Consider the following 18,181-nt stretch of genomic DNA (forward strand, 5'->3'; position numbering starts at 1 on the left):
ATGATAAAAACGAAGTCTTCACAAAAACAGAGTATTCTTAAAAAATACTTAACACAGGCTTTTTGATAGCCCAATGCTGTTTAAACATAACGCAAAGACAGCCATGACAAACTTATTCGATCATTTTATCACTTTCGCAAAAACAACAAAAACAATAACAGCCCAAGACAAATAAATCTGGTATGACAAATTATATATAAATTTGAAGAATATTGACATCAAACGATAACTTTCTTTTTATGAGCAAACTTTACATTGGCATAATGTCGGGAACGAGCATGGATGGAATCGATGCAGTTCTGATCTCGTTTGAAAATGGCAAACTGAGCCATTTAGCTGACCACACGATGGCATTTCCAGAAGCGCTTCAAGCCGATCTTCACAAATTAATTGGATCATTCCAAACAAGCTTGAAAGATCTGGGCGAGATTGATCACCGACTTGCTCTCTGTTACGCTCAAGCGGCCAACGAACTAATCGAAAAGGCCAAAGTAGCCGCAACTGACATTGAAGCTATTGGCTGCCACGGGCAAACTGTTTTTCACTCGCCCGATACGCAGCACCCCTTCACCATGCAACTAGGCGACGGCAACCTGATTGCTGCCCGAACCGGCATTAAAATCATTACCGACTTCCGACGAATGGATATGGCGGTTGGCGGCGGTGGCGCTCCGCTAGCACCGGCTTTTCACCAATACTTTCTGAACGACCATTCGGAGAACCGCTGCATTTTAAACCTGGGGGGCATTGCCAATATTACCATACTGGACAACGACGACAACAAAGTTGTTGGTTTCGATACCGGCCCAGCCAACTGCCTGATGAATAGCTGGATTAAAATGAAAAAAGGGGTGGAATATGACGACAATGGAGATTGGGCCAGATCGGGGAAAGTTATTCAGCCACTCCTTGACAAAATGCTAAAGGAACCGTATTTCAGTCTTCCGGCACCGAAAAGTACTGGTCGGGAACTATTCAACCTGGACTGGTTGAACACCCAGATAAAAGATTTGCAACATTATAAAGATGGGGACATCCAGGCAACGCTTTTGGAGTTGACAGCAAAATCCATTGCAGACGCCATTCTTGTGACTGCTCCGCAAACAAGTGCAGTTTATGCGTGTGGCGGCGGAGTTTACAATCCCTACCTCCTGGAGCGGATCTCCGCAAATTTAGATGGTGTAAAAATCGGCACAACAGCCGAACTAGGCACTCACCCGCAATGGGTTGAAGCAATTGCCTTTGCCTGGCTGGCCATGCGCCGCATGACAAACCAACACGGCAACCTGCCTTCTGTTACGGGAGCCAAATCGAAAGTTTTATTGGGAACGATATACGACCCGGCTACATTCTAGTTTGCCGGGTTGTCTTTGCGGTTAACGATCAACAAGCCGAGAAACATGATTAGCCCATTCACCAGCAACAGCTCGAATCCGATTTTATAACCAAAGAGCCAAGCTTCGGAATTCACATTCAGGATGTAAGATAAAACCGGAGAAAGCAAACCAATCACCGGCACGTAGCGATCTATCACTTGGCGCTTCGTCAGGATACCAAATGCAAACAAGCCCAACAACGGTCCGTAAGTGTATCCGGCGACACGAAATACAGCTGACACCACACTTTCGTTATTGATAATGCGGAAGACAACAATCACCAGAAACATCAGCAATGAAAACCCAACGTGCACCAGCATTCGGGTCTGCTTACTTTTCGCACCAGCGGGGTCCAGGTTTAAAAAGTCAATACAAAACGAGGTTGTCAAAGCTGTCAAGGCCGAATCGGCGCTGGAGTAAGCAGCGGACAAAATTCCAAGCAAGAACAGCGCACCTGCAAGTGGCCCAAAGTATTTCATGGCCAGCAAGGGGAACAAATCGTCCGTGTGTTCAGGCAGGCTGATTCCTTTTTGCTGCGCGTAGTAATACAACAAAACACCGAGCGATAGAAAGAAAATATTGGCAATAATGAAGGCAAAACTGAACCAGTAAATATTCTTCTGTGCGTCTTTGCGCGTCTTACAGGTGAGGTTTTTCTGCATCATGTTCTGATCCAAACCATTCATTGTCAACACGATACCAACACCGGCCAAAAATTGCTTGAAGAAGTTTGTTTCTGATTTCCAGTCCCAATCAAAAATGCGACTGTACGGGTGCTGGTCCACCACGGTGAACATGTCACCAAAGCCAAGGTTCATCTGCTTCAGAATCACCCAAATGGTAATGCCGATCGCTCCGAGGATAAAAAATGTTTGCAGCGAGTCGGTCCAAACAACGGTTTTAATACCCGCACGGTAAGTGTACACCCAGATCAAAAACAGGGTGATCAAGACCGTTACACCAAAAGGAATACCCAGGTCGTTGAAGAACGCAAGCTGCAATACCCCGGCCGCCAGGTACAAACGAAAGGAAGCTCCGATTGTCTGTGAAACCAGAAAGAAAAAAGCACCTGTTTTGTACGAACGAACACCAAAGCGCTCGTCGAGGTAGGTATAAATGGAAACTAAATTCAACCGATAATAGAGCGGAATCAAGACGAGCGCGATAATCCAGTAACCGATGAAGTTCCCCATTAAAAACTGAAGGTAAGTCCAGGCCGAATTGCCGACCTCTCCCGGAACAGAAATAAAAGTCACCCCCGAAATTGTCGATCCGATCATCCCGAAAGCGACCAAATACCACGGCGAGCGCCTGTTACCGGTAAAGAAAGTCTCGCTGTCGGCATTACGCGAGGTAAACCACGATACCCCCATTAAAACGGCAAAAAAGGCTAGAATTATGATCGCAATCAATAAAGTACTCATCAGAATTTAATTGTTTGGTTAGAGCTTGCGCTACAAATATGTAAAAGTTTGCTCAATAAGCTTATTGATAATCCACATCAATATCCCAGTTCCACTGGTTAAAATACAGGTTGCCCTCTTCCCATTCCACTTCACCTCGTTGAAAATCGTAAGGTTCACTTCGCAAAAACTTCTTCGGCGGGTAAAGCTCCTGCGCGAAATCGTCATTCACAATCAAGCGATAAGCGTCAATGCCATGCACATAGAATTGACGAAGTTTTTCATCGTCGCTAGATTGAAGTTTGAAGGACTGATCCAAAGGCACCCAGCCAATTCCTTCGTAAAACACTTCGCACCAATCGTGCAAATTCACATGCCCCGGATGCAGCATGAAACCGCTCTGCCACTTGACCGGAACGCCCTGCGAACGCGCCAGACTCATAAACAGGAAGGTCTGCATACCGCAGTCGCCATGCCGGTTCGATAAAACATACTCCGTAATGTTGGCCATCGTGCAGTACTCCAACGCACTGGCCCATGGAATCGAATCGTTGATCCACTGGTAAATCCTTTCTACTTTCCGCAATGGATTCTTTTCTGCACCCACAATTCGACTCCCCAACGCTCTAATTTCATCAGAGAAAAGAATATGCGGCGGCCGTTCCTGCGTGTAGTGCATATAAACGGCACTGGTTGTATCATAAGGCAGCACATCCGAAGGCTCAATGTCGAAATACTGCGCTGATGTTTGAATAGCGTATTTCACGGAGAACACAGTCGGCTGGTTCTTCACGGTCTTCTGTTCCGCATAAAATGTACGCTGCAAATGCTCATTTGGTGCCAAAATGCTGTTATCCGCCTCCGAAGAAAGCACTTTAAAATTCTTCTGCCTGGCAATGCCCTCGCGTGGTGCAGGCAACCAGCAGCGCAACACGGTGCCCTCGGGAACAACATCGGGCTTTACACTGATCGTATAGCTCACAACCAGATTCTGAGGCAACACCGGAGCATAAGTTTTGTCGCTGGCCGCAATCACCTTGGCAGTATGCTCCAGACAAAACGAATCCAATGCTGAAACCTCCGGTGTGAACATAGCAGAATCGAAGATCAAAAGGCGTTGCAAATTGGCAACAGCGTTTTTAAAATAGCGCTTCTCTCCGCCAATTACCCGCATCTCAAGTTTCCCCGATTGCTCCCAATCCTGCATCTGCGAATCTGAAACAGCTCCATAGCGCTTCTCAATTTGTCTCCTCACTTCCGGTTCAGTCAACGAAAAATCCAGCAGAATCCGATCATTGATCTCCTGAATCGAATCAGGATTCGACTCAAGAGCAACCTGCGATTCCACGATCGAAGAACTTAATGCTGTTCGGTTTACGTCGCGAAGCGAAGTGAAAGCAAAAAGCGAAATGACCGCAATTCCGGGTATTAGTAGGAGATATCGATTTTTCATGCTAACTTGTATGACATGTCACAAATATAGCAATTCGAGAATATCAAATCATGACATTTGAAAGAAAGTCTCAAAAATTCAGAAATTACTAAAATAGAGTAATCAGAAGCTCGAATCAAAAACCATATTGACACGATAAATCCTATATTTTACCATAAAGACTAATTCAACAGCTGAACCGACATATGAATGATAACAAAACCACTAATTGGCAAGACAGTCGGAAAACGACAGAAAATCAATAAGCTTTTAGAAATCTAACCAGTGAATTTACCCGAGCCGAAAAACTGAAACGTTAAATAAACCTCAAAATATTTGTAATACATCTTACATGAACGAAATTTATTTGATCAATTGGTCTATATTTGTACAAAGCATAAGAGATCTTTCAAATCATAATATTGAAAAAAAATTCAGGGACAAACCTGAATCATTGACAAGCACAAAAAAGTATAAGTCAATAGTTTACCGAACTTTAAAAATTGAATTATAACCGGTGACCACCGAAATACAGCCACTATTTATGAGCATAAACAGCATAACAGAATCTGAATCACTGTACAACAATTTAGAGGAAATGTCTGTCAGACAGCTATTGGAAGGCATACATGAAGAAGACTGCAAAGTGCTACCGGCAGTTCAAAAAGCGATCCCGCAAATTGAGCAATTGGTTTCAAAAGTCGTGGACCGCGTCAAAAAAGGCGGACGACTGTTTTACATCGGTGCAGGTACCAGCGGACGACTGGGCATACTTGATGCTTCCGAGATCCCCCCAACCTACGGCGTCGGATACAATCTGGTTATTGGGCTAATCGCAGGAGGTGATCAAGCCATCCGGAAAGCAGTAGAATCAGCTGAGGATAATCGCGAACTGGGATGGCAGGAACTGCAGGCTTTCAATATCAGCGAGCATGATACTGTTGTTGGAATAGCAGCTTCCGGTCGTACTCCTTATGTGATCGGCGCCGTTGCAAAAGCTCGGGAAAATGGCATACTTACTGCATGCATCACCAACAATCCGGGCAGTGAGTTAGCTGCTAATGTCGACATCCCCATCGAAGTAGTCGTGGGACCGGAGTTTGTTTCGGGTAGTACCCGCATGAAATCCGGTACGGCACAGAAACTCGTTCTGAATATGATCACCACAACCCTGATGATTAAGTTGGATCGCGTTAAAGGAAACCGGATGGTAAACATGCAACTCACCAACCAGAAACTAGTGGAACGCGGCACCCGGATGATTATGGAAGAATTGGGTTTCGATGAGGAGAAAGCACGTCGCCTTCTACTGCTACACGGCTCTGTTCAGAAAGTTTTGGAAGCCAATAAAGCCGATTAAATCAATCGGCATTGCTACTTTTCAGGAACTTATTATAAACCTGCAGGTTGTGCTCCAAATGGAGTTGCATTTTCTCGTAAGCGCGGTCGGCATCTCTTTCGCCGATGGCATTCACAATCTCTTTGTGATAGCCTAGCGTGATTTCTTTTTCACCCTCTATATTGGCATAAATGTAATTCCGCATGCGGGGAAGCAAGTTGTGCACCGGCTCCATCGTCACAATCACAAAGGGGTTTCCTGTAGCACGCGCTACGGCCAGGTGAAATTTATTATCCAGATCCGACTCCATCTGTGTGTTATCCGGATCACAAATAGAAAACTCGGCCAAATTGCTTTGCAGGTTCTGAAGATCCTCTTCGGTGCGGTTTAAAGCAGCCATTTTCGCAATCTCCGGCTCGAACGCCATCCGAAGCTCAATAATCTGCGAAATAAGATTCACATCGAATTTTAAATCGTAGTAGAGGTTCAACGAGTCAATCGCATCCTTCATGTTGATCTTCTTAACGATCATCCCACTACCTTTGCGGATTTCGATCAAACCGCGGGCACTCAAACGGCGCAAAGCCTCACGCAGCGCTGTGCGGCTTACAGCGAACATTTCGCAAAGTTCCCGCTCCGACGGCAATTTAGAGCCAATCGGAAGCTTCTTCTCTCGGATCGCACGTTCGATGTTTCGCTCAATTTTCTGACTTAACGTTTGTGTCGTCCCAATTTTTTGAAAGATGTCATTCATATCTGCCATAACTGTACTCGGTCTACCTCTATTAGCACAAATTAAAATAATTTTTCGTGTATTCGCTTCAATTCACCGGAATTAAGTTCTTTTTTGTACGAACTTGAAACAAAACGACCACCTGTCGCCGTTCGGACTACAAAAAAGGTGTCAACTAATACAGCCAACACCTTCTAAAATCGTTCAGTCCGAACTAAAAATATTTAATTTCTTCACCTAAAAAATCACTCAGCAAGCTATTGGCTAACCGACTTGCACCGATACGGAACAATTTCGGGTTCAACCATTCGTCACCCAAAATCTCTTTGACAATTTTCAGGTAAAGAATTGCATCGTTGGTTGTTGCGATACCTCCCGCCGGTTTAAAGCCAACCTGTTTTCCGGTTTTCATCCAGAATTCCTTGATCGCGTGACACATCACAATCGCCGCTTCAGGAGTGGCCGCCGGATTCATTTTACCGGTTGATGTTTTGATGAAATCGGCTCCGGCCTCCATGGCCAGCATCGAGGCATGATGAATTTTGTCGGTTTCAACCAAAGCCCCTGTTTCCAAAATAACCTTTAAATGAGCATCGCCGATTGCCTCTTTAATCGTGGCTACTTCTTCCTGGCAAACCAATTTATTGCTCTCAAGAAAAGCCCAAAGCGGAAGTACAATGTCAATCTCATCAGCGCCGTAATCCACCGCCATTTTAGCTTCCTTCACTTTTACATCAATAAAGGTCATGCTGCTCGGAAAACCGCCCGCAACGGCTGCAATGTTTACGCCTTCAACATTTAAAACCTCCTTCACGCTGCGAACCATATTCGGATACACGCAGATGGCTGCCACATTCGACAAATTGGGGTAGTCGTTTGCAAAGTCATTCACCCGTTGCGTGAACGCCTTCACAGAGCTAACGGTATCGGTTGCATTTAGAGTTGTAAGATCAATACAAGAGAATGCCAGTTGCTGCATCTCGCTGATGTTGTCTATGTCGGCTTTTGCTTTCAAAGCAGCCAATTCAGCCTGAATCGTCATCGCTTTTCTATTTAAGTTTCGAATTATTCTGATGGCGGTCTTTATCCCGCACGGTTTTCTTTTCCATACTTTTCAGGAAAGCCTCGTTCAGATCAACACCGGTTTGGTTTGCCAAGCAGATCAACACCCACAACACATCGGCCATCTCTTCACCTAAATCTTTCCCCAAGTCCGATTTTTTAAACGACTGATCGCCGTAAGTACGAGCCATAATTCGCGCTAACTCTCCCACTTCTTCTGTCAGAATGGCTAAGTTGGTTAACTCGCTGAAATACCGAACGCCAATTGTCTGAATCCAGTGATCAACCATTTCTTGCGCTTCCGGTATGCTAACCGGTTTCATTTGCTCTTTAATGCCCTCCATCTGTCGTTTGTTTATACGAAGTTAAGCAATCCTAGTTTAACCCGCTCAAAAATCCTTATTCTGCGAGTCGATAATGATGGTAACAGGTCCGTCATTTAAGAGGTTCACTTTCATGTCTGCACCAAACTCGCCGCTACCGACCGGTTTGCCCAACTTTGCGTCGATTGCCTTCAGGAATTTCTCATACATTGGGATGGCGATGTCGGGTTTCGACGCCCGAATGTACGAAGGACGATTGCCTTTCTTCGTGCTCGCATGAAGCGTGAACTGACTCACAACCAAGGCGTCGCCGTTAACTTCTTCCAGCGACTTATTCATCACGCCGCTCTCGTCATCAAATATCCTGAGTTGACAAATCTTCTTCACCAGCCAATCAATATCTTCATCCGTGTCTGCATCTTCAATACCTAAAAGAATCAACAAACCTTTCTCGATGGATGATTTTACGGTGCCATTTATGGTCACTGACGCCGACGAAACACGTTGAACAACTACCCTCATCTATTTTTCTTTTGTCTATTTTATGTTTCAGTTCCGAACAAGAAATAGCTTATTTTGTTTAAGCATCAAAAAGAAAATATAAACAGAACAAACCAGAATATTCGGGAAGAATGGCAAAGATAAAGATGTATCGAAAAGTTAGGAATGTCTTTTCTCAAAATACAATGAAAGTTAGGAAAAGTACGGGACTCTTTCTCGCGTTATTGCTGATCCCTTTTATTGGCTTCGCCCAAAACGGAAGTGTCGTCGGTCGGGTGTTTGACCAGTCCAGCAACCAGGAATTGCCGTTTGCGAATGTCGTCGTGTCTGGATCAACTACCGGAACAACAACCGACGAAAACGGAAACTTCCAGATTTCCGGACTTCAACCCGGATTTATCCGCATTCAGGTTTCGGTGATTGGCTACAAGAATACACTATCGCCCGAGATTGAAATTAGCAACGCGAAGACAGCCCATGTTGAAATTGCCATGGAACGGAGCAACACAGAGCTCGAGGAAGTTACCGTGTCAGCCTCGCCCTACCGGACAACCGAGGAAAGTCCCCTTTCCCTGAAAACCATCGCCCTCTCAGAAATTGAAAACAGCCCCGGTGCCAATCGCGATATCTCAAAAGTCATTCAGTCGTTTGCCGGGGTGCAGTCCACGCCGAATTTCCGCAACGATATTATCATCCGAGGTGGTGGCCCTTCCGAAAGCCGCTTTTTTCTGGATGATGTGGAAGTACCGAACATCAACCATTTTGCCACCCAGGGTGCATCGGGCGGCGCAGTAGGCATTATCAATGCGGACCTCTTGCGTGAAGTAGAATATTACTCGGGCGCTTTCCCGGCCGACCGAGGTAATGCGCTTAGTGGCGTGTTCGAATTCTCGCTGGTTGACGGCAACAGCGATAAATTCCGGGGCCAGACAACCCTGGGCGCGTCCGAAGTAAGTGGCACCATCGACGGGCCAATTGGCGACAAAACAAGCTACATTTTTTCTGTACGCCGATCCTATTTGCAATTACTTTTTAGCGCATTAGAACTTCCGTTTTTACCAACTTTTAACGACGTTCAGTTTAAAGTGAAAACCCGGATCGACCGGAAAAACGAGATCTCGATTATCGGTCTCGGCGCCTACGACATTACCAAACTGAACACCGGGATTGATGATCCGGATGAACAACAGCAATACATCTTGAGTAGTCTCCCTACGAACAAACAATGGACGTACACGATCGGTGCTGTTTACAAACGCTACAACGATAACGGCTATCAAACCTTTGTTGTGAGCCGAAACCAGCTGAACAACCAAGCCGAAAAATACCTTGACAACGACGAAAGCTCGGAGGCCAACAAAACATTGGATTACAATTCGCAGGAAGCTGAAAACAAAATCCGCTACGAGAATGCCATTCGTTCGGGCAGCGCTAAACTAAACTTCGGCGCCAACCTTGATTTTGTCCATTACACCAATCAGACAGTCCAAACCCGCTATTACGATGATGGCCCGCTGCTGGTCGACTACAACACAACGCTCGACTTTGTGAAATGGGGCCTGTTCGCGCAAGCCAGTCAAAGTCTGATTAATGATCGTCTGAGTCTGAGTCTCGGCATTCGCTTGGATGCTAACAGCTATTCGGCAGACATGCGTTCACCCTTCGACCAGTTTTCGCCCCGGTTTTCAGCTTCGTGGAAACTGACCTCGGCGTGGAGCCTCAACCTTAACACCGGACGTTACTACCAACTGCCGCCCTACACGGCGATGGGCTACCGCGAAAACAATACCTTCGTCAACAAGCAAAACGGACTAAAATACATCCAGGCTGATCACTACATTGCCGGCGTTTCATTTCAACCCAACAGCAATTTGTTTTTCAGCCTCGAAGGGTTTCGAAAAAATTACGCTGATTACCCGTTTTCTGTGAACGACTCAGTTAGCCTGGCTAACCTGGGAGCTGATTACGGGGTGATTGGCAACGAGGAAGTCAGTTCGGTTTCCAAAGGCAGAGCTTACGGAATGGAACTGCAGGGTCGTTATTCAGCCCCCGGAAAATTTAACTTCAACCTCTCGTACACCTTGGTGCGAAGTGAATTTGAAAACAAAAGCGGGAAACTGGTTCCCTCGAGCTGGGACAGCCGCCATGTGCTGGTGCTAACTTCGACCAAAAAGCTGAAACGAAACTGGCAAATCGGGGCACGTTGGCGCTATGTCGGCGGACTGCCCTACACGCCTTGGGACATAGACAAATCGAGCCTTGTGGAAGCCTGGAATGCGAATAACGGACCGTATTACGATACCGACAACTGGAACACCAAACGCTTCAAAGCCTTTCACCAGCTCGACCTGCGCATCGACAAAGCGTACTACCTCAACAAGCTGACGGCAAAATTCTACATCGATATTCAGAATTTCTACAACTTCAAAAATGTAAACCAGGATATTTTGGTTCGCGAACAGGATGCCAACGGCGCGTATCTCACGACCGACGGGGGAACCCGCTATGTTTTGAAGCGCGTGAAAGACGAATCCGGCACGGTTTTACCAACAGTTGGGGTAATCCTTCAATTTTAAATTGAGCGGTTTTGCATAGCCTTGGCTATATTTGCACCAAAATTTGAAATCTGCACACCGCGGAAAATTGCTTTATTAGAACAGAATGACTGTACTTTGTTACCATTTGAATAATCCGGATCCGTATTTCAACCTCGCTACGGAAGAGTATTTGCTGAAAAACTACGAGGAAGATATTTTCATGCTTTGGAGCAGCGAAAGCTCGATTGTTGTGGGCAAGCACCAAAATGCGCTGGCCGAAATCAACCACCGGTATGTCAAAAAGAACAAGATCAAAGTAGCCCGTCGTCTTTCAGGTGGCGGAACGGTTTTTCACGACCCTGGAAACCTCAACTTCACCTTTATGAAAAAGGTTGAAAAGATTGAGGAAGTGAACTACAAACTATTTCTGGCGCCGGTAAAAGCAGCCCTCGAAAAATTGGGACTGGAGATTGGAAGTAGCAAACGCGACGATCTTTTGATTGACGGTAAAAAGATCTCAGGCAATGCCCAGCATGTGTTTCGCAAACGGGTTTTGCACCACGGTACACTTCTTTTTGATAGTCACTTGGCCAAGCTAAAAAGCGCGCTGAAAGTTGATCTTTCGCGCTTCGAGGACAAAGCCGTGCAATCAAACCGAAGCGTGGTAACCAACATTGCCGACTACCTGAAAAAACCGATGACCGTGGAGGCGTTTCGCAATTTCATGTTCGAAACCATCTCCACAAGTTTTGAAGGCTGTCAGTTTGCCGAACTCACCGAAGAAGACAAAGCGGCCATTCAAATTCTTCGCGACGAAAAATACTGTCAGTGGGAATGGATTTACGGCTATTCACCCAAATACATTTACCGCAACACCATCAACATAGATGGCGGCGAACTGAAAGTAACGCTGCGTATTGTAAAAGGCAAAATTGACCAATCAGAATGGGAAGGTCCCCTTTCAGACGAGTTGAAATTCAAGCTAACCGAACTGCTACGCGGTAAAAACCACGCCCACGAAACACTGAAACCAGCACTAAAAATGCTACAGCCCAATCTGGAACAGGAAGGACTAAAACCCAAAGAATTACTTCGCGGTTTACTTTAATTGAAAACCAAACACAACACATTCTAATTCAACACAAAACAAAGATAAAATCATTTGACGCTGGAGATTTTGACGCCGATTGGTTAACACAAGGTTAAAGAATAACGCAAGATTCTTCGTTCAATATCCCCAATTCGTGAAAGTTTTTTATTTTCGCATCGATATATTTATATATTTGGACTATTCGATAAAATAAAGAAGGATAATAACAATATGGAAAAAATACTAATCATTGGAGGAGTCGCAGCCGGAGCAACGGCAGCAGCAAAAGCACGACGCTTATCGCCCGATGCACAAATCACGATGCTCGAAGCCGGCCCGGATATTTCGTTCGCCAATTGCGGACTGCCCTACTACATCGCCGGTGATATCGACAGCCGCTCGAAATTGATTCTTCAAAGCCCCGAGAGCTTCGACGAGCAATACCAGGTAAAAGTACACACCAATACACTGGTCAACGCGATCGACCGGGCGAATAAAAAGGTACAGACAACAGATAGCGTGAACGGATCGAAAAATACTTTCGAATACACCAAACTCATCTTGGCACAGGGTGGCCGGCCAATCCAGCCGGAAATACCCGGAGCTACAGCCGACCATGTTTTCAGTCTGTGGACATTGGATGACATGGATAAAATCGACAATCACCTGAGCAATAAAGATCCGAAAACGGCAGTGGTCGTTGGTGGCGGTTTTATTGGCTTGGAGATGGTGGAAGCGCTCGTAAAACGAGGTTTGAAAGTGCATGTCGTCGAAAAGATGCCCCATGTAATGTCGATTATGGAAGCTGAAATCGCCGGATTTATTACCCGCGAGCTGAAAGCTTACGGCGTGGGTGTCCATACCGAAACGGCAGTGACGAAGATTAACGCAAATTCCGTTGAACTGGAGAATGGGCAAAAGTTGAATGCCGACATGGTTCTGCTTTCGATCGGCGTACGCCCAACATTGCAACTGGCAAAAGATGCCGGTTTGGAAATTGGTGAAGCAGGTGGCTTGCTGGTCAACAACAAGCTGCAAACTTCCGACCCGGATATTTACGCTGCAGGCGACATGGTGGAAATTGAACACCGGGTAAGCGACAAGAAAGTGCGGATTCCGCTGGCTGGCCCTGCAAATCGCCAGGGACGTATTGCCGCTGAAAATGCTTTGGGAGGTCAGCACAGCTACAAAGGATCGATTGGCACATCGGTGGTGCGTGTTTTCGAAGCCGTTGCCGGAACCACTGGTTTATCGCTGAAACAAGCGCGTGCAGCCGGTATCGACGCCGACGCTGTTGTGGTACACAAAGAACACCACACCGCTTACTACCCGGGCGCCGAAACCGTGACCGTTTTACTGGTTTACGATAAAAACACGGGCGTTGTGCTTGGTGGCCAAACCGCCGGCTACAAAGGCGCCGACAAACGATTGGATGTAATTGCAACCGCATGTGCCGCCAAACTGCCTGTTGCCGATATCGCCGATATCGATTTTGCCTATTCACCACCAATCGGCACAGCCAACGACGCCATGAACATGGCTGCTTACGTTGCCGAAAACAAGATCTCGGGCTACGGACCGAGCCTTATGGTTTCGGAATTGGATGATTACCTCGAGGACAAAGAGCAGTTGATTGTTCTGGATATCCGCGATGTATTTGCGCATCAGAAAAGTAACATGAACGGAGCCTATCACATTCCGCTGGAAATGCTTCATCCGAACCTGGACCGGATACCAACGAATATTCCGGTGCTGATTTACGATGAAACGGGGAAAAAAGGACACCAGGCTGTCCGGATGTTGATTGGCGCCGGTCACCCGGAAGTGAACAATATTTCAGGAGGACACACCTCATTGCAACGTCACGCTGCTGCTGTTGGCTTCAAAAACATCAACATGGTTGCGCTGCCAATTGAGAAGAAAACTATTGGCGAGAAAGCAGCTGAAACAGTGGAAACAAACAACGAGGTCAGTACAACTGAACTAAAACGACTGGTGATCGATGTCCGTACACCCGGCGAATTCCGCAGCGGTGCCTTCCCTGATGCCATCAACATCCCACTGGACGACCTGATGCAGGGCAAAGCCGATCTGGGAGAAGACACGAATCGCGAAATTATCGTTTACTGCGCCAGTGGAGCCCGTTCGGCCTATGCGAAACAGATTTTGCAAAGCCGTGGTTTCTCGAATGTGACCAACGGAGGCGGTATTTCAGCTATGATGTCGAGATATTAAAATGGGGCTTTGCCCCAAACCCCACCCACTTTTTTGTCATAACACAAAAAAGTAGGCAAAAAAAGTCTAGGCTGATTTTTATCTTCAACCTCCATCTTTCTAAAAGCTAAGTTCGGCGGGTGATTTCCTCCTCACGTCGGAACTTCCCGTCTGCACTAAGCTTTTAGTTTGACTTCGGTTTCGATAAAAATAGGCCCGTCAGTCTCAACTATTTCGGGCGGTGTTTTTTAAATTACCGAAAGGACGATCTATTAGTTTTGATACGTCATTCCGCTAGCACTGTCAATTAGTTGTTTGCCTGAATTGAAATTTATATAGAAGAAATATATCGGGTGATTATTCTCAAACGAGTTCACTATCAATGAATCATTCGTAACACGATACTCTCCCGTGAATTCCTCGACGGTTTTTCCTTCGCGTCCAAACTTCTTAAATCTGAATATCCCATTTACCAGAGATATTTCTGAGTAGCCAATTTTTTCATTCGAATGAAACTTATCGGGATCTGAATTCTTAAAGTCTCGATAAAACCCTTCCACTTTCCTTTTTTCAGGATTTAGCCCAGAATACTGAATTTTGACTCGGTTACCGATTTGTTGTATCCCAAACCGCTTGCCAACTTTCTTAAAGCCATAGTAAGTTATACCATTGACAGAATAGGCATATTTTACACTTTGGATGTATCCGTCACCTTGTGTCGAATAGCCTAGACTTAGGTCTACTACTTTGCCTGTTGTTACCTTGGTTTCTTCCCAAAAAATCGTTGGCAGCTCAAAATTGTTCCATGCCAAGTACGCAAAGACAGAAATAAAAACTAATCCAAAAGCCCATGGGGTAGTACTTCTACTCATGTTGTAACGTGCAATCTAGAAATTAATAAAATCTTTCCTCGAATAGGTCCCTGGCATTGCATGATCCCCGGGTTCAAAGTCGAAGTTTATATACTCGATGTTTTCAAATTCACTCAAATTATAAACGACGATCGCTAAATAGGAATCAGCTCCAGCTGTTCCGCTTTGCTGGGTTAAAAATTCTCCGTCACTAATTCTGACGTAAGCTGTGTCATTAGAAACTTTGCATAACTCGATCTGGATACTGGGATTTTCCCGATTAATCATCTGAACAATCTGGTCTGCTGACTGAGTTTTTTGGTTACTTCTTTCTTTCATATAGAAGCTTGACGATACTGTATCAAATTCAACCGTCCAGATATTACTTGATTGGAATTCTCGATGGCAACTTATAAACAAAATCACAAATAAAACATAGATCGTCTTTTTCATAGTGGTTCAGATATTGAAAGTATTTATGGGAAGCGATAGTCACGATGAGAAAAGAGTCAGATAACAAAATCAATTTACAAATACTTTTAAAAACTCGCGCACCACATGTCCCTTACAATATTTGCAGTACAATCATCCCATAACGATATCTCCCGACTGCCAGAGTATTTGTGAAATTCTTGAACAATTGCGACCTGTTTATATCCTTGTTAAGCTCAACTAGAATTCGAGTAACAGCCTGCAGACTAACATTTGTGGATACTACTGAAATCTGAAATTCAGGTTCCCAATAGTAATAGTTTCTCCGAATCTCAGGTGTTTTTATTTCGAATGTTACCGAACTTCCATCGCATCCAAACACATAATCTTCAATATCTCTACAGTCAGGCAAAGTTTCAAAATGATTTTCTTTAAAGGTTTCAAATAATCTTTGAGCAGTATCATCTGGGATTGTCAAACACTGACTAATTATTTTGCTTTTCTTCTCCTTGCGAGCAATTTTTTTCACGTAGCATATTAATTTCCCTTTTACACCAGTTTCTCCATCTGAAACTAATTCCACGACCTGATAGTCGTCAAACCACAACCTAAAAATTTCGCTGCTAGTCGTTGAATCGCTCCTTTCAAGGTTTAAAATCTCAATATGAGTATCTATAAATTTTGTTGTCAATGAGTCTCTATTATTTTGTGCTTTAAGACTATTGGCAAAAAGAAACAAAAAGAAAATATGCAGGATTCTATGTTTCATTCAAGATGTCGTAATTTCTCCGAAAACAGGCTAGGCTGTCGCGTCAGTTTGTTCTTCTTAAATCTATAATGCGGACCAGTCGGAAAACAGCTTCAATTTAACATTTTAAACAACAGAATTCAGTATTTCAGCGAAAATGATAACCAACCGAAGAAGATTTGGCAGTATCGAAGCACTTAACATTGGCTTCAGATTTCATTAAGGATTGATAACAATTCTTTGGTCAAATAAGCCGGCATGCTATAAAACACAAAAAGATCCGATTTGTTATAGATACCAGTTAACACACACACGACAAGATCGTTGTACCTGCCGTGTTAAAACAAGCAATTATGTCAAAAAATGTTTCAGACTTATTAGTCGAAATGCTGGTGAAAGCCGGCGTAAAACGTGTATATGCAGTAACAGGAGACAGTTTAAACCCCGTAAATGATGCCATTCGGAAAGACGGCCGTTTACAATGGATTCAGGTTCGCCACGAAGAAGTGGGTGCCTATGCCGCCTCGATGGAAGCCGAGTTGAACGGAATTGGATGTTGTATGGGTAGTAGCGGCCCGGGCCACGTTCACCTGGTTAATGGTTTGTACGATGCCAACCGCTCGGGAAACCCGGTGATTGCCATCGCCTCAACAGCCCCAACAAACAAGCTCGGAACCGATTATTTCCAGGAAACCAACGTCATTAAATTGTTTGACGACTGCAGTAAATATTGTTTCATGGCCAATACCCCCGAACAAGCCATTCACGGCATGCAGGGGGCCATTCAACACGCGATATCCGAAAAAGGAGTGGGCGTTTTAGGATTGCCGGGCGACGTTGCATCGGCCAAAGTAAAATCGGTCCCTTCATCGGATCGTAACTACTTCCCGAAACCAGTTGTAACGCCGGGAACCGAAGAGATAGACCAGCTGGCCAACGTCCTCAACTCGAATAAAAAAGTAATGCTTTACTGTGGTTACGGTGCCAAAGATGCCCAGGAAGAAGTATTGGAGCTTGCTAAAAGATTAAACGCACCAATCGGTTACAGTTTCCGTGGTAAAATTTTCTACGATAAAGACACCAACCCTTATGCCGTTGGTTTGAATGGTTTGCTCGGTACCAGATCGGGTTATGCGGCCATGCACGAAGCCGATGTACTGGTACTACTTGGAACAGACTTCCCCTACTCCGACTTTTTACCCGATAAAAATACCATCGTTCAGATTGACGAAAAACCCGAACGGATTGGCCGACGGGCGAAAGTGGACTACGGTTATGCCGGCGACATTAAAGCCAGCCTGGAAGTGCTGCTCCCCTTGATTGAGCAGAAATACGACGACGCGTTCCTGAAAGAAATGCGGAAAATCACCCAGGACGTAGAGAAAAATTACCTCTCATACGTGGATGCCAAAGCGAAAGAAGAAGCTATCAACCCCGAGTTTGTTGCCTCCGTCATTGACAATGTGGCCACCGACGATGCCATTTTCACTGTTGATACCGGCATGTCGGCCGTGTGGGCGGCCCGCTACCTCAGCGGCAAGAAAAACCGTTACCTGACCGGCTCGTTCAACCACGGATCGATGGCTAACGCGATGCCAATGGCCATTGGTGCCGGACTGGCCTACCCCGACCGACAGGTAGTGGCCCTTTGCGGCGACGGTGGCCTGAACATGTTGATGGGCGATTTGATGACCATTAGCCAATACAAAATCCCGGTCAAACTGATTGTCTTTAACAACCGGTCGTTGGGCATGGTCAAATTGGAAATGGAAGTACAAGGACTCCCCGACTGGCAGACCGACAACGTCAACCCCGACTATGCACTTATTGCCAAAGCAATGAATATAAAATCATTTGCGGTGCACCAAACCGAAGACGTTGCCAAAACAATAAAAGAAGCCTTTGCCTACGATGGCCCGGCACTGGTTGAAGTGTTTACCGATCCCAACGCGCTGGCCATGCCTCCGAAAGTAACCTTTGAACAAGTTCGCGGATTTGCCCTCACCATGGGAAAACTGATGCTGAACGGACGTGGTTCGGAAGTGCTGGAAAGCGCCAAAACAAATATGAAATACATCAAGGAGCTCTTTTGATAAGAACTGAGATCGAGCTCCAAGCAAACAATTCAGCCGATACCTGC

At 45.4% G+C, this 18,181-nt stretch carries 15 protein-coding genes; 6 read left to right on the forward strand and 9 right to left on the reverse strand.

The annotated features are described in order from the left end of the window. The first annotated feature begins 239 nt into the window (after nucleotides 1-239). Nucleotides 240-1,355 (forward strand): anhydro-N-acetylmuramic acid kinase, encoded by a 1,116-nt coding sequence (locus tag BC643_RS12700; protein ID WP_120273444.1) that lies wholly within the window; start codon nucleotides 240-242, stop codon nucleotides 1,353-1,355. Here BC643_RS12700 and BC643_RS12705 read toward each other — a convergent pair. Together BC643_RS12705 and BC643_RS12710 are read right to left on the reverse strand one after the other, a co-directional pair. Next, nucleotides 1,352-2,800 carry a sodium:solute symporter gene (locus BC643_RS12705; RefSeq protein WP_120273445.1) on the reverse strand — a complete coding sequence of 483 codons (1,449 nt, stop codon included), beginning with the start codon at nucleotides 2,798-2,800 and terminating at the stop codon, nucleotides 1,352-1,354. The genes BC643_RS12700 and BC643_RS12705 overlap by 4 nt on opposite strands. 61 nt (nucleotides 2,801-2,861) lie before the next feature. Next, the gene (locus tag BC643_RS12710; protein ID WP_120273446.1) at nucleotides 2,862-4,232 is read right to left on the reverse strand and encodes a transglutaminase-like domain-containing protein; all 1,371 of its coding nucleotides are present in this window, start codon (nucleotides 4,230-4,232) and stop codon (nucleotides 2,862-2,864) included. Between the two features lie 523 nt (nucleotides 4,233-4,755). Here BC643_RS12710 and murQ point away from each other — a divergent pair. After that, complete coding sequence (murQ, locus tag BC643_RS12715; RefSeq protein WP_120273447.1) at nucleotides 4,756-5,571, forward strand: N-acetylmuramic acid 6-phosphate etherase; 816 nt, start codon at nucleotides 4,756-4,758, stop codon at nucleotides 5,569-5,571. 1 nt (nucleotide 5,572) lies between these two features. On the opposite strand, the gene BC643_RS12720 is transcribed toward murQ, so the two are convergent. The 4 genes from BC643_RS12720 to dtd all read right to left on the reverse strand — a co-directional run bounded on the left by BC643_RS12720 (nucleotide 5,573) and on the right by dtd (nucleotide 8,190). After that, nucleotides 5,573-6,313, reverse strand: a complete 741-nt coding sequence (locus BC643_RS12720; protein WP_245994941.1) for a FadR/GntR family transcriptional regulator — start codon at nucleotides 6,311-6,313, stop codon at nucleotides 5,573-5,575. Nucleotides 6,314-6,497: 184 nt separating this feature from the next. Beyond that, nucleotides 6,498-7,325 carry a deoxyribose-phosphate aldolase gene (deoC, locus tag BC643_RS12725; protein WP_120273448.1) on the reverse strand — a complete coding sequence of 276 codons (828 nt, stop codon included), beginning with the start codon at nucleotides 7,323-7,325 and terminating at the stop codon, nucleotides 6,498-6,500. A gap of 7 nt (nucleotides 7,326-7,332) precedes the next feature. Beyond that, on the reverse strand, nucleotides 7,333-7,689 hold the full coding sequence (locus tag BC643_RS12730; RefSeq protein WP_245994943.1) for a nucleotide pyrophosphohydrolase: 357 nt from the start codon (nucleotides 7,687-7,689) through the stop codon (nucleotides 7,333-7,335). A gap of 45 nt (nucleotides 7,690-7,734) precedes the next feature. Beyond that, complete coding sequence (dtd, locus tag BC643_RS12735; RefSeq protein WP_120273449.1) at nucleotides 7,735-8,190, reverse strand: D-aminoacyl-tRNA deacylase; 456 nt, start codon at nucleotides 8,188-8,190, stop codon at nucleotides 7,735-7,737. A gap of 164 nt (nucleotides 8,191-8,354) precedes the next feature. Between dtd and BC643_RS12740 the strand changes: the two genes are divergently transcribed. From BC643_RS12740 to BC643_RS12750, 3 genes are all read left to right on the forward strand, one after another. Next, nucleotides 8,355-10,745, forward strand: a complete 2,391-nt coding sequence (locus BC643_RS12740) for a TonB-dependent receptor (protein ID WP_120273450.1) — start codon at nucleotides 8,355-8,357, stop codon at nucleotides 10,743-10,745. Between the two features lie 85 nt (nucleotides 10,746-10,830). Further along, nucleotides 10,831-11,814, forward strand: coding sequence for a lipoate--protein ligase family protein (locus BC643_RS12745; protein WP_120273451.1), 984 nt, complete (start codon nucleotides 10,831-10,833; stop codon nucleotides 11,812-11,814). Nucleotides 11,815-12,027: 213 nt separating this feature from the next. Beyond that, nucleotides 12,028-14,031 carry an FAD-dependent oxidoreductase gene (locus BC643_RS12750; RefSeq protein WP_120273452.1) on the forward strand — a complete coding sequence of 668 codons (2,004 nt, stop codon included), beginning with the start codon at nucleotides 12,028-12,030 and terminating at the stop codon, nucleotides 14,029-14,031. A gap of 251 nt (nucleotides 14,032-14,282) precedes the next feature. On the opposite strand, the gene BC643_RS12755 is transcribed toward BC643_RS12750, so the two are convergent. The 3 genes from BC643_RS12755 to BC643_RS12765 all read right to left on the reverse strand — a co-directional run bounded on the left by BC643_RS12755 (nucleotide 14,283) and on the right by BC643_RS12765 (nucleotide 16,062). After that, nucleotides 14,283-14,882, reverse strand: a complete 600-nt coding sequence (locus tag BC643_RS12755; RefSeq protein WP_120273453.1) for a DUF3592 domain-containing protein — start codon at nucleotides 14,880-14,882, stop codon at nucleotides 14,283-14,285. Nucleotides 14,883-14,897: 15 nt separating this feature from the next. Beyond that, entirely contained in the window at nucleotides 14,898-15,314 is a 417-nt protein-coding gene (locus tag BC643_RS12760) for a hypothetical protein (RefSeq protein ID WP_147377220.1), read from the reverse strand. Between the two features lie 112 nt (nucleotides 15,315-15,426). Then, nucleotides 15,427-16,062, reverse strand: coding sequence for a hypothetical protein (locus tag BC643_RS12765; RefSeq protein WP_120273455.1), 636 nt, complete (start codon nucleotides 16,060-16,062; stop codon nucleotides 15,427-15,429). 332 nt (nucleotides 16,063-16,394) lie between these two features. Here BC643_RS12765 and BC643_RS12770 point away from each other — a divergent pair, with 332 nt between their 5' ends. Then, the gene (locus BC643_RS12770) at nucleotides 16,395-18,134 is read left to right on the forward strand and encodes a thiamine pyrophosphate-dependent enzyme (protein WP_120273456.1); all 1,740 of its coding nucleotides are present in this window, start codon (nucleotides 16,395-16,397) and stop codon (nucleotides 18,132-18,134) included. The last annotated feature ends 47 nt before the right edge of the window (nucleotides 18,135-18,181 follow it).

It is taken from the genome of Mangrovibacterium diazotrophicum (assembly GCF_003610535.1).
In the GTDB taxonomy this organism is placed as follows: domain Bacteria; phylum Bacteroidota; class Bacteroidia; order Bacteroidales; family Prolixibacteraceae; genus Mangrovibacterium; species Mangrovibacterium diazotrophicum.

Bases quoted from the DNA above. Each gene is read 5' to 3' on its own strand.
- BC643_RS12700 (WP_120273444.1), top strand. From the start codon at position 240: ATGAGCAAACTTTACATTGGCATAATGTCGGGAACGAGCATGGATGGA.
- BC643_RS12705 (WP_120273445.1), bottom strand. From the start codon at position 2,800: ATGAGTACTTTATTGATTGCGATCATAATTCTAGCCTTTTTTGCCGTT.
- BC643_RS12710 (WP_120273446.1), bottom strand. From the start codon at position 4,232: ATGAAAAATCGATATCTCCTACTAATACCCGGAATTGCGGTCATTTCG.
- murQ (WP_120273447.1), top strand. From the start codon at position 4,756: ATGAGCATAAACAGCATAACAGAATCTGAATCACTGTACAACAATTTA.
- BC643_RS12720 (WP_245994941.1), bottom strand. From the start codon at position 6,313: ATGGCAGATATGAATGACATCTTTCAAAAAATTGGGACGACACAAACG.
- deoC (WP_120273448.1), bottom strand. From the start codon at position 7,325: ATGACGATTCAGGCTGAATTGGCTGCTTTGAAAGCAAAAGCCGACATA.
- BC643_RS12730 (WP_245994943.1), bottom strand. From the start codon at position 7,689: ATGGAGGGCATTAAAGAGCAAATGAAACCGGTTAGCATACCGGAAGCG.
- dtd (WP_120273449.1), bottom strand. From the start codon at position 8,190: ATGAGGGTAGTTGTTCAACGTGTTTCGTCGGCGTCAGTGACCATAAAT.
- BC643_RS12740 (WP_120273450.1), top strand. From the start codon at position 8,355: ATGAAAGTTAGGAAAAGTACGGGACTCTTTCTCGCGTTATTGCTGATC.
- BC643_RS12745 (WP_120273451.1), top strand. From the start codon at position 10,831: ATGACTGTACTTTGTTACCATTTGAATAATCCGGATCCGTATTTCAAC.
- BC643_RS12750 (WP_120273452.1), top strand. From the start codon at position 12,028: ATGGAAAAAATACTAATCATTGGAGGAGTCGCAGCCGGAGCAACGGCA.
- BC643_RS12755 (WP_120273453.1), bottom strand. From the start codon at position 14,882: ATGAGTAGAAGTACTACCCCATGGGCTTTTGGATTAGTTTTTATTTCT.
- BC643_RS12760 (WP_147377220.1), bottom strand. From the start codon at position 15,314: ATGAAAAAGACGATCTATGTTTTATTTGTGATTTTGTTTATAAGTTGC.
- BC643_RS12765 (WP_120273455.1), bottom strand. From the start codon at position 16,062: ATGAAACATAGAATCCTGCATATTTTCTTTTTGTTTCTTTTTGCCAAT.
- BC643_RS12770 (WP_120273456.1), top strand. From the start codon at position 16,395: ATGTCAAAAAATGTTTCAGACTTATTAGTCGAAATGCTGGTGAAAGCC.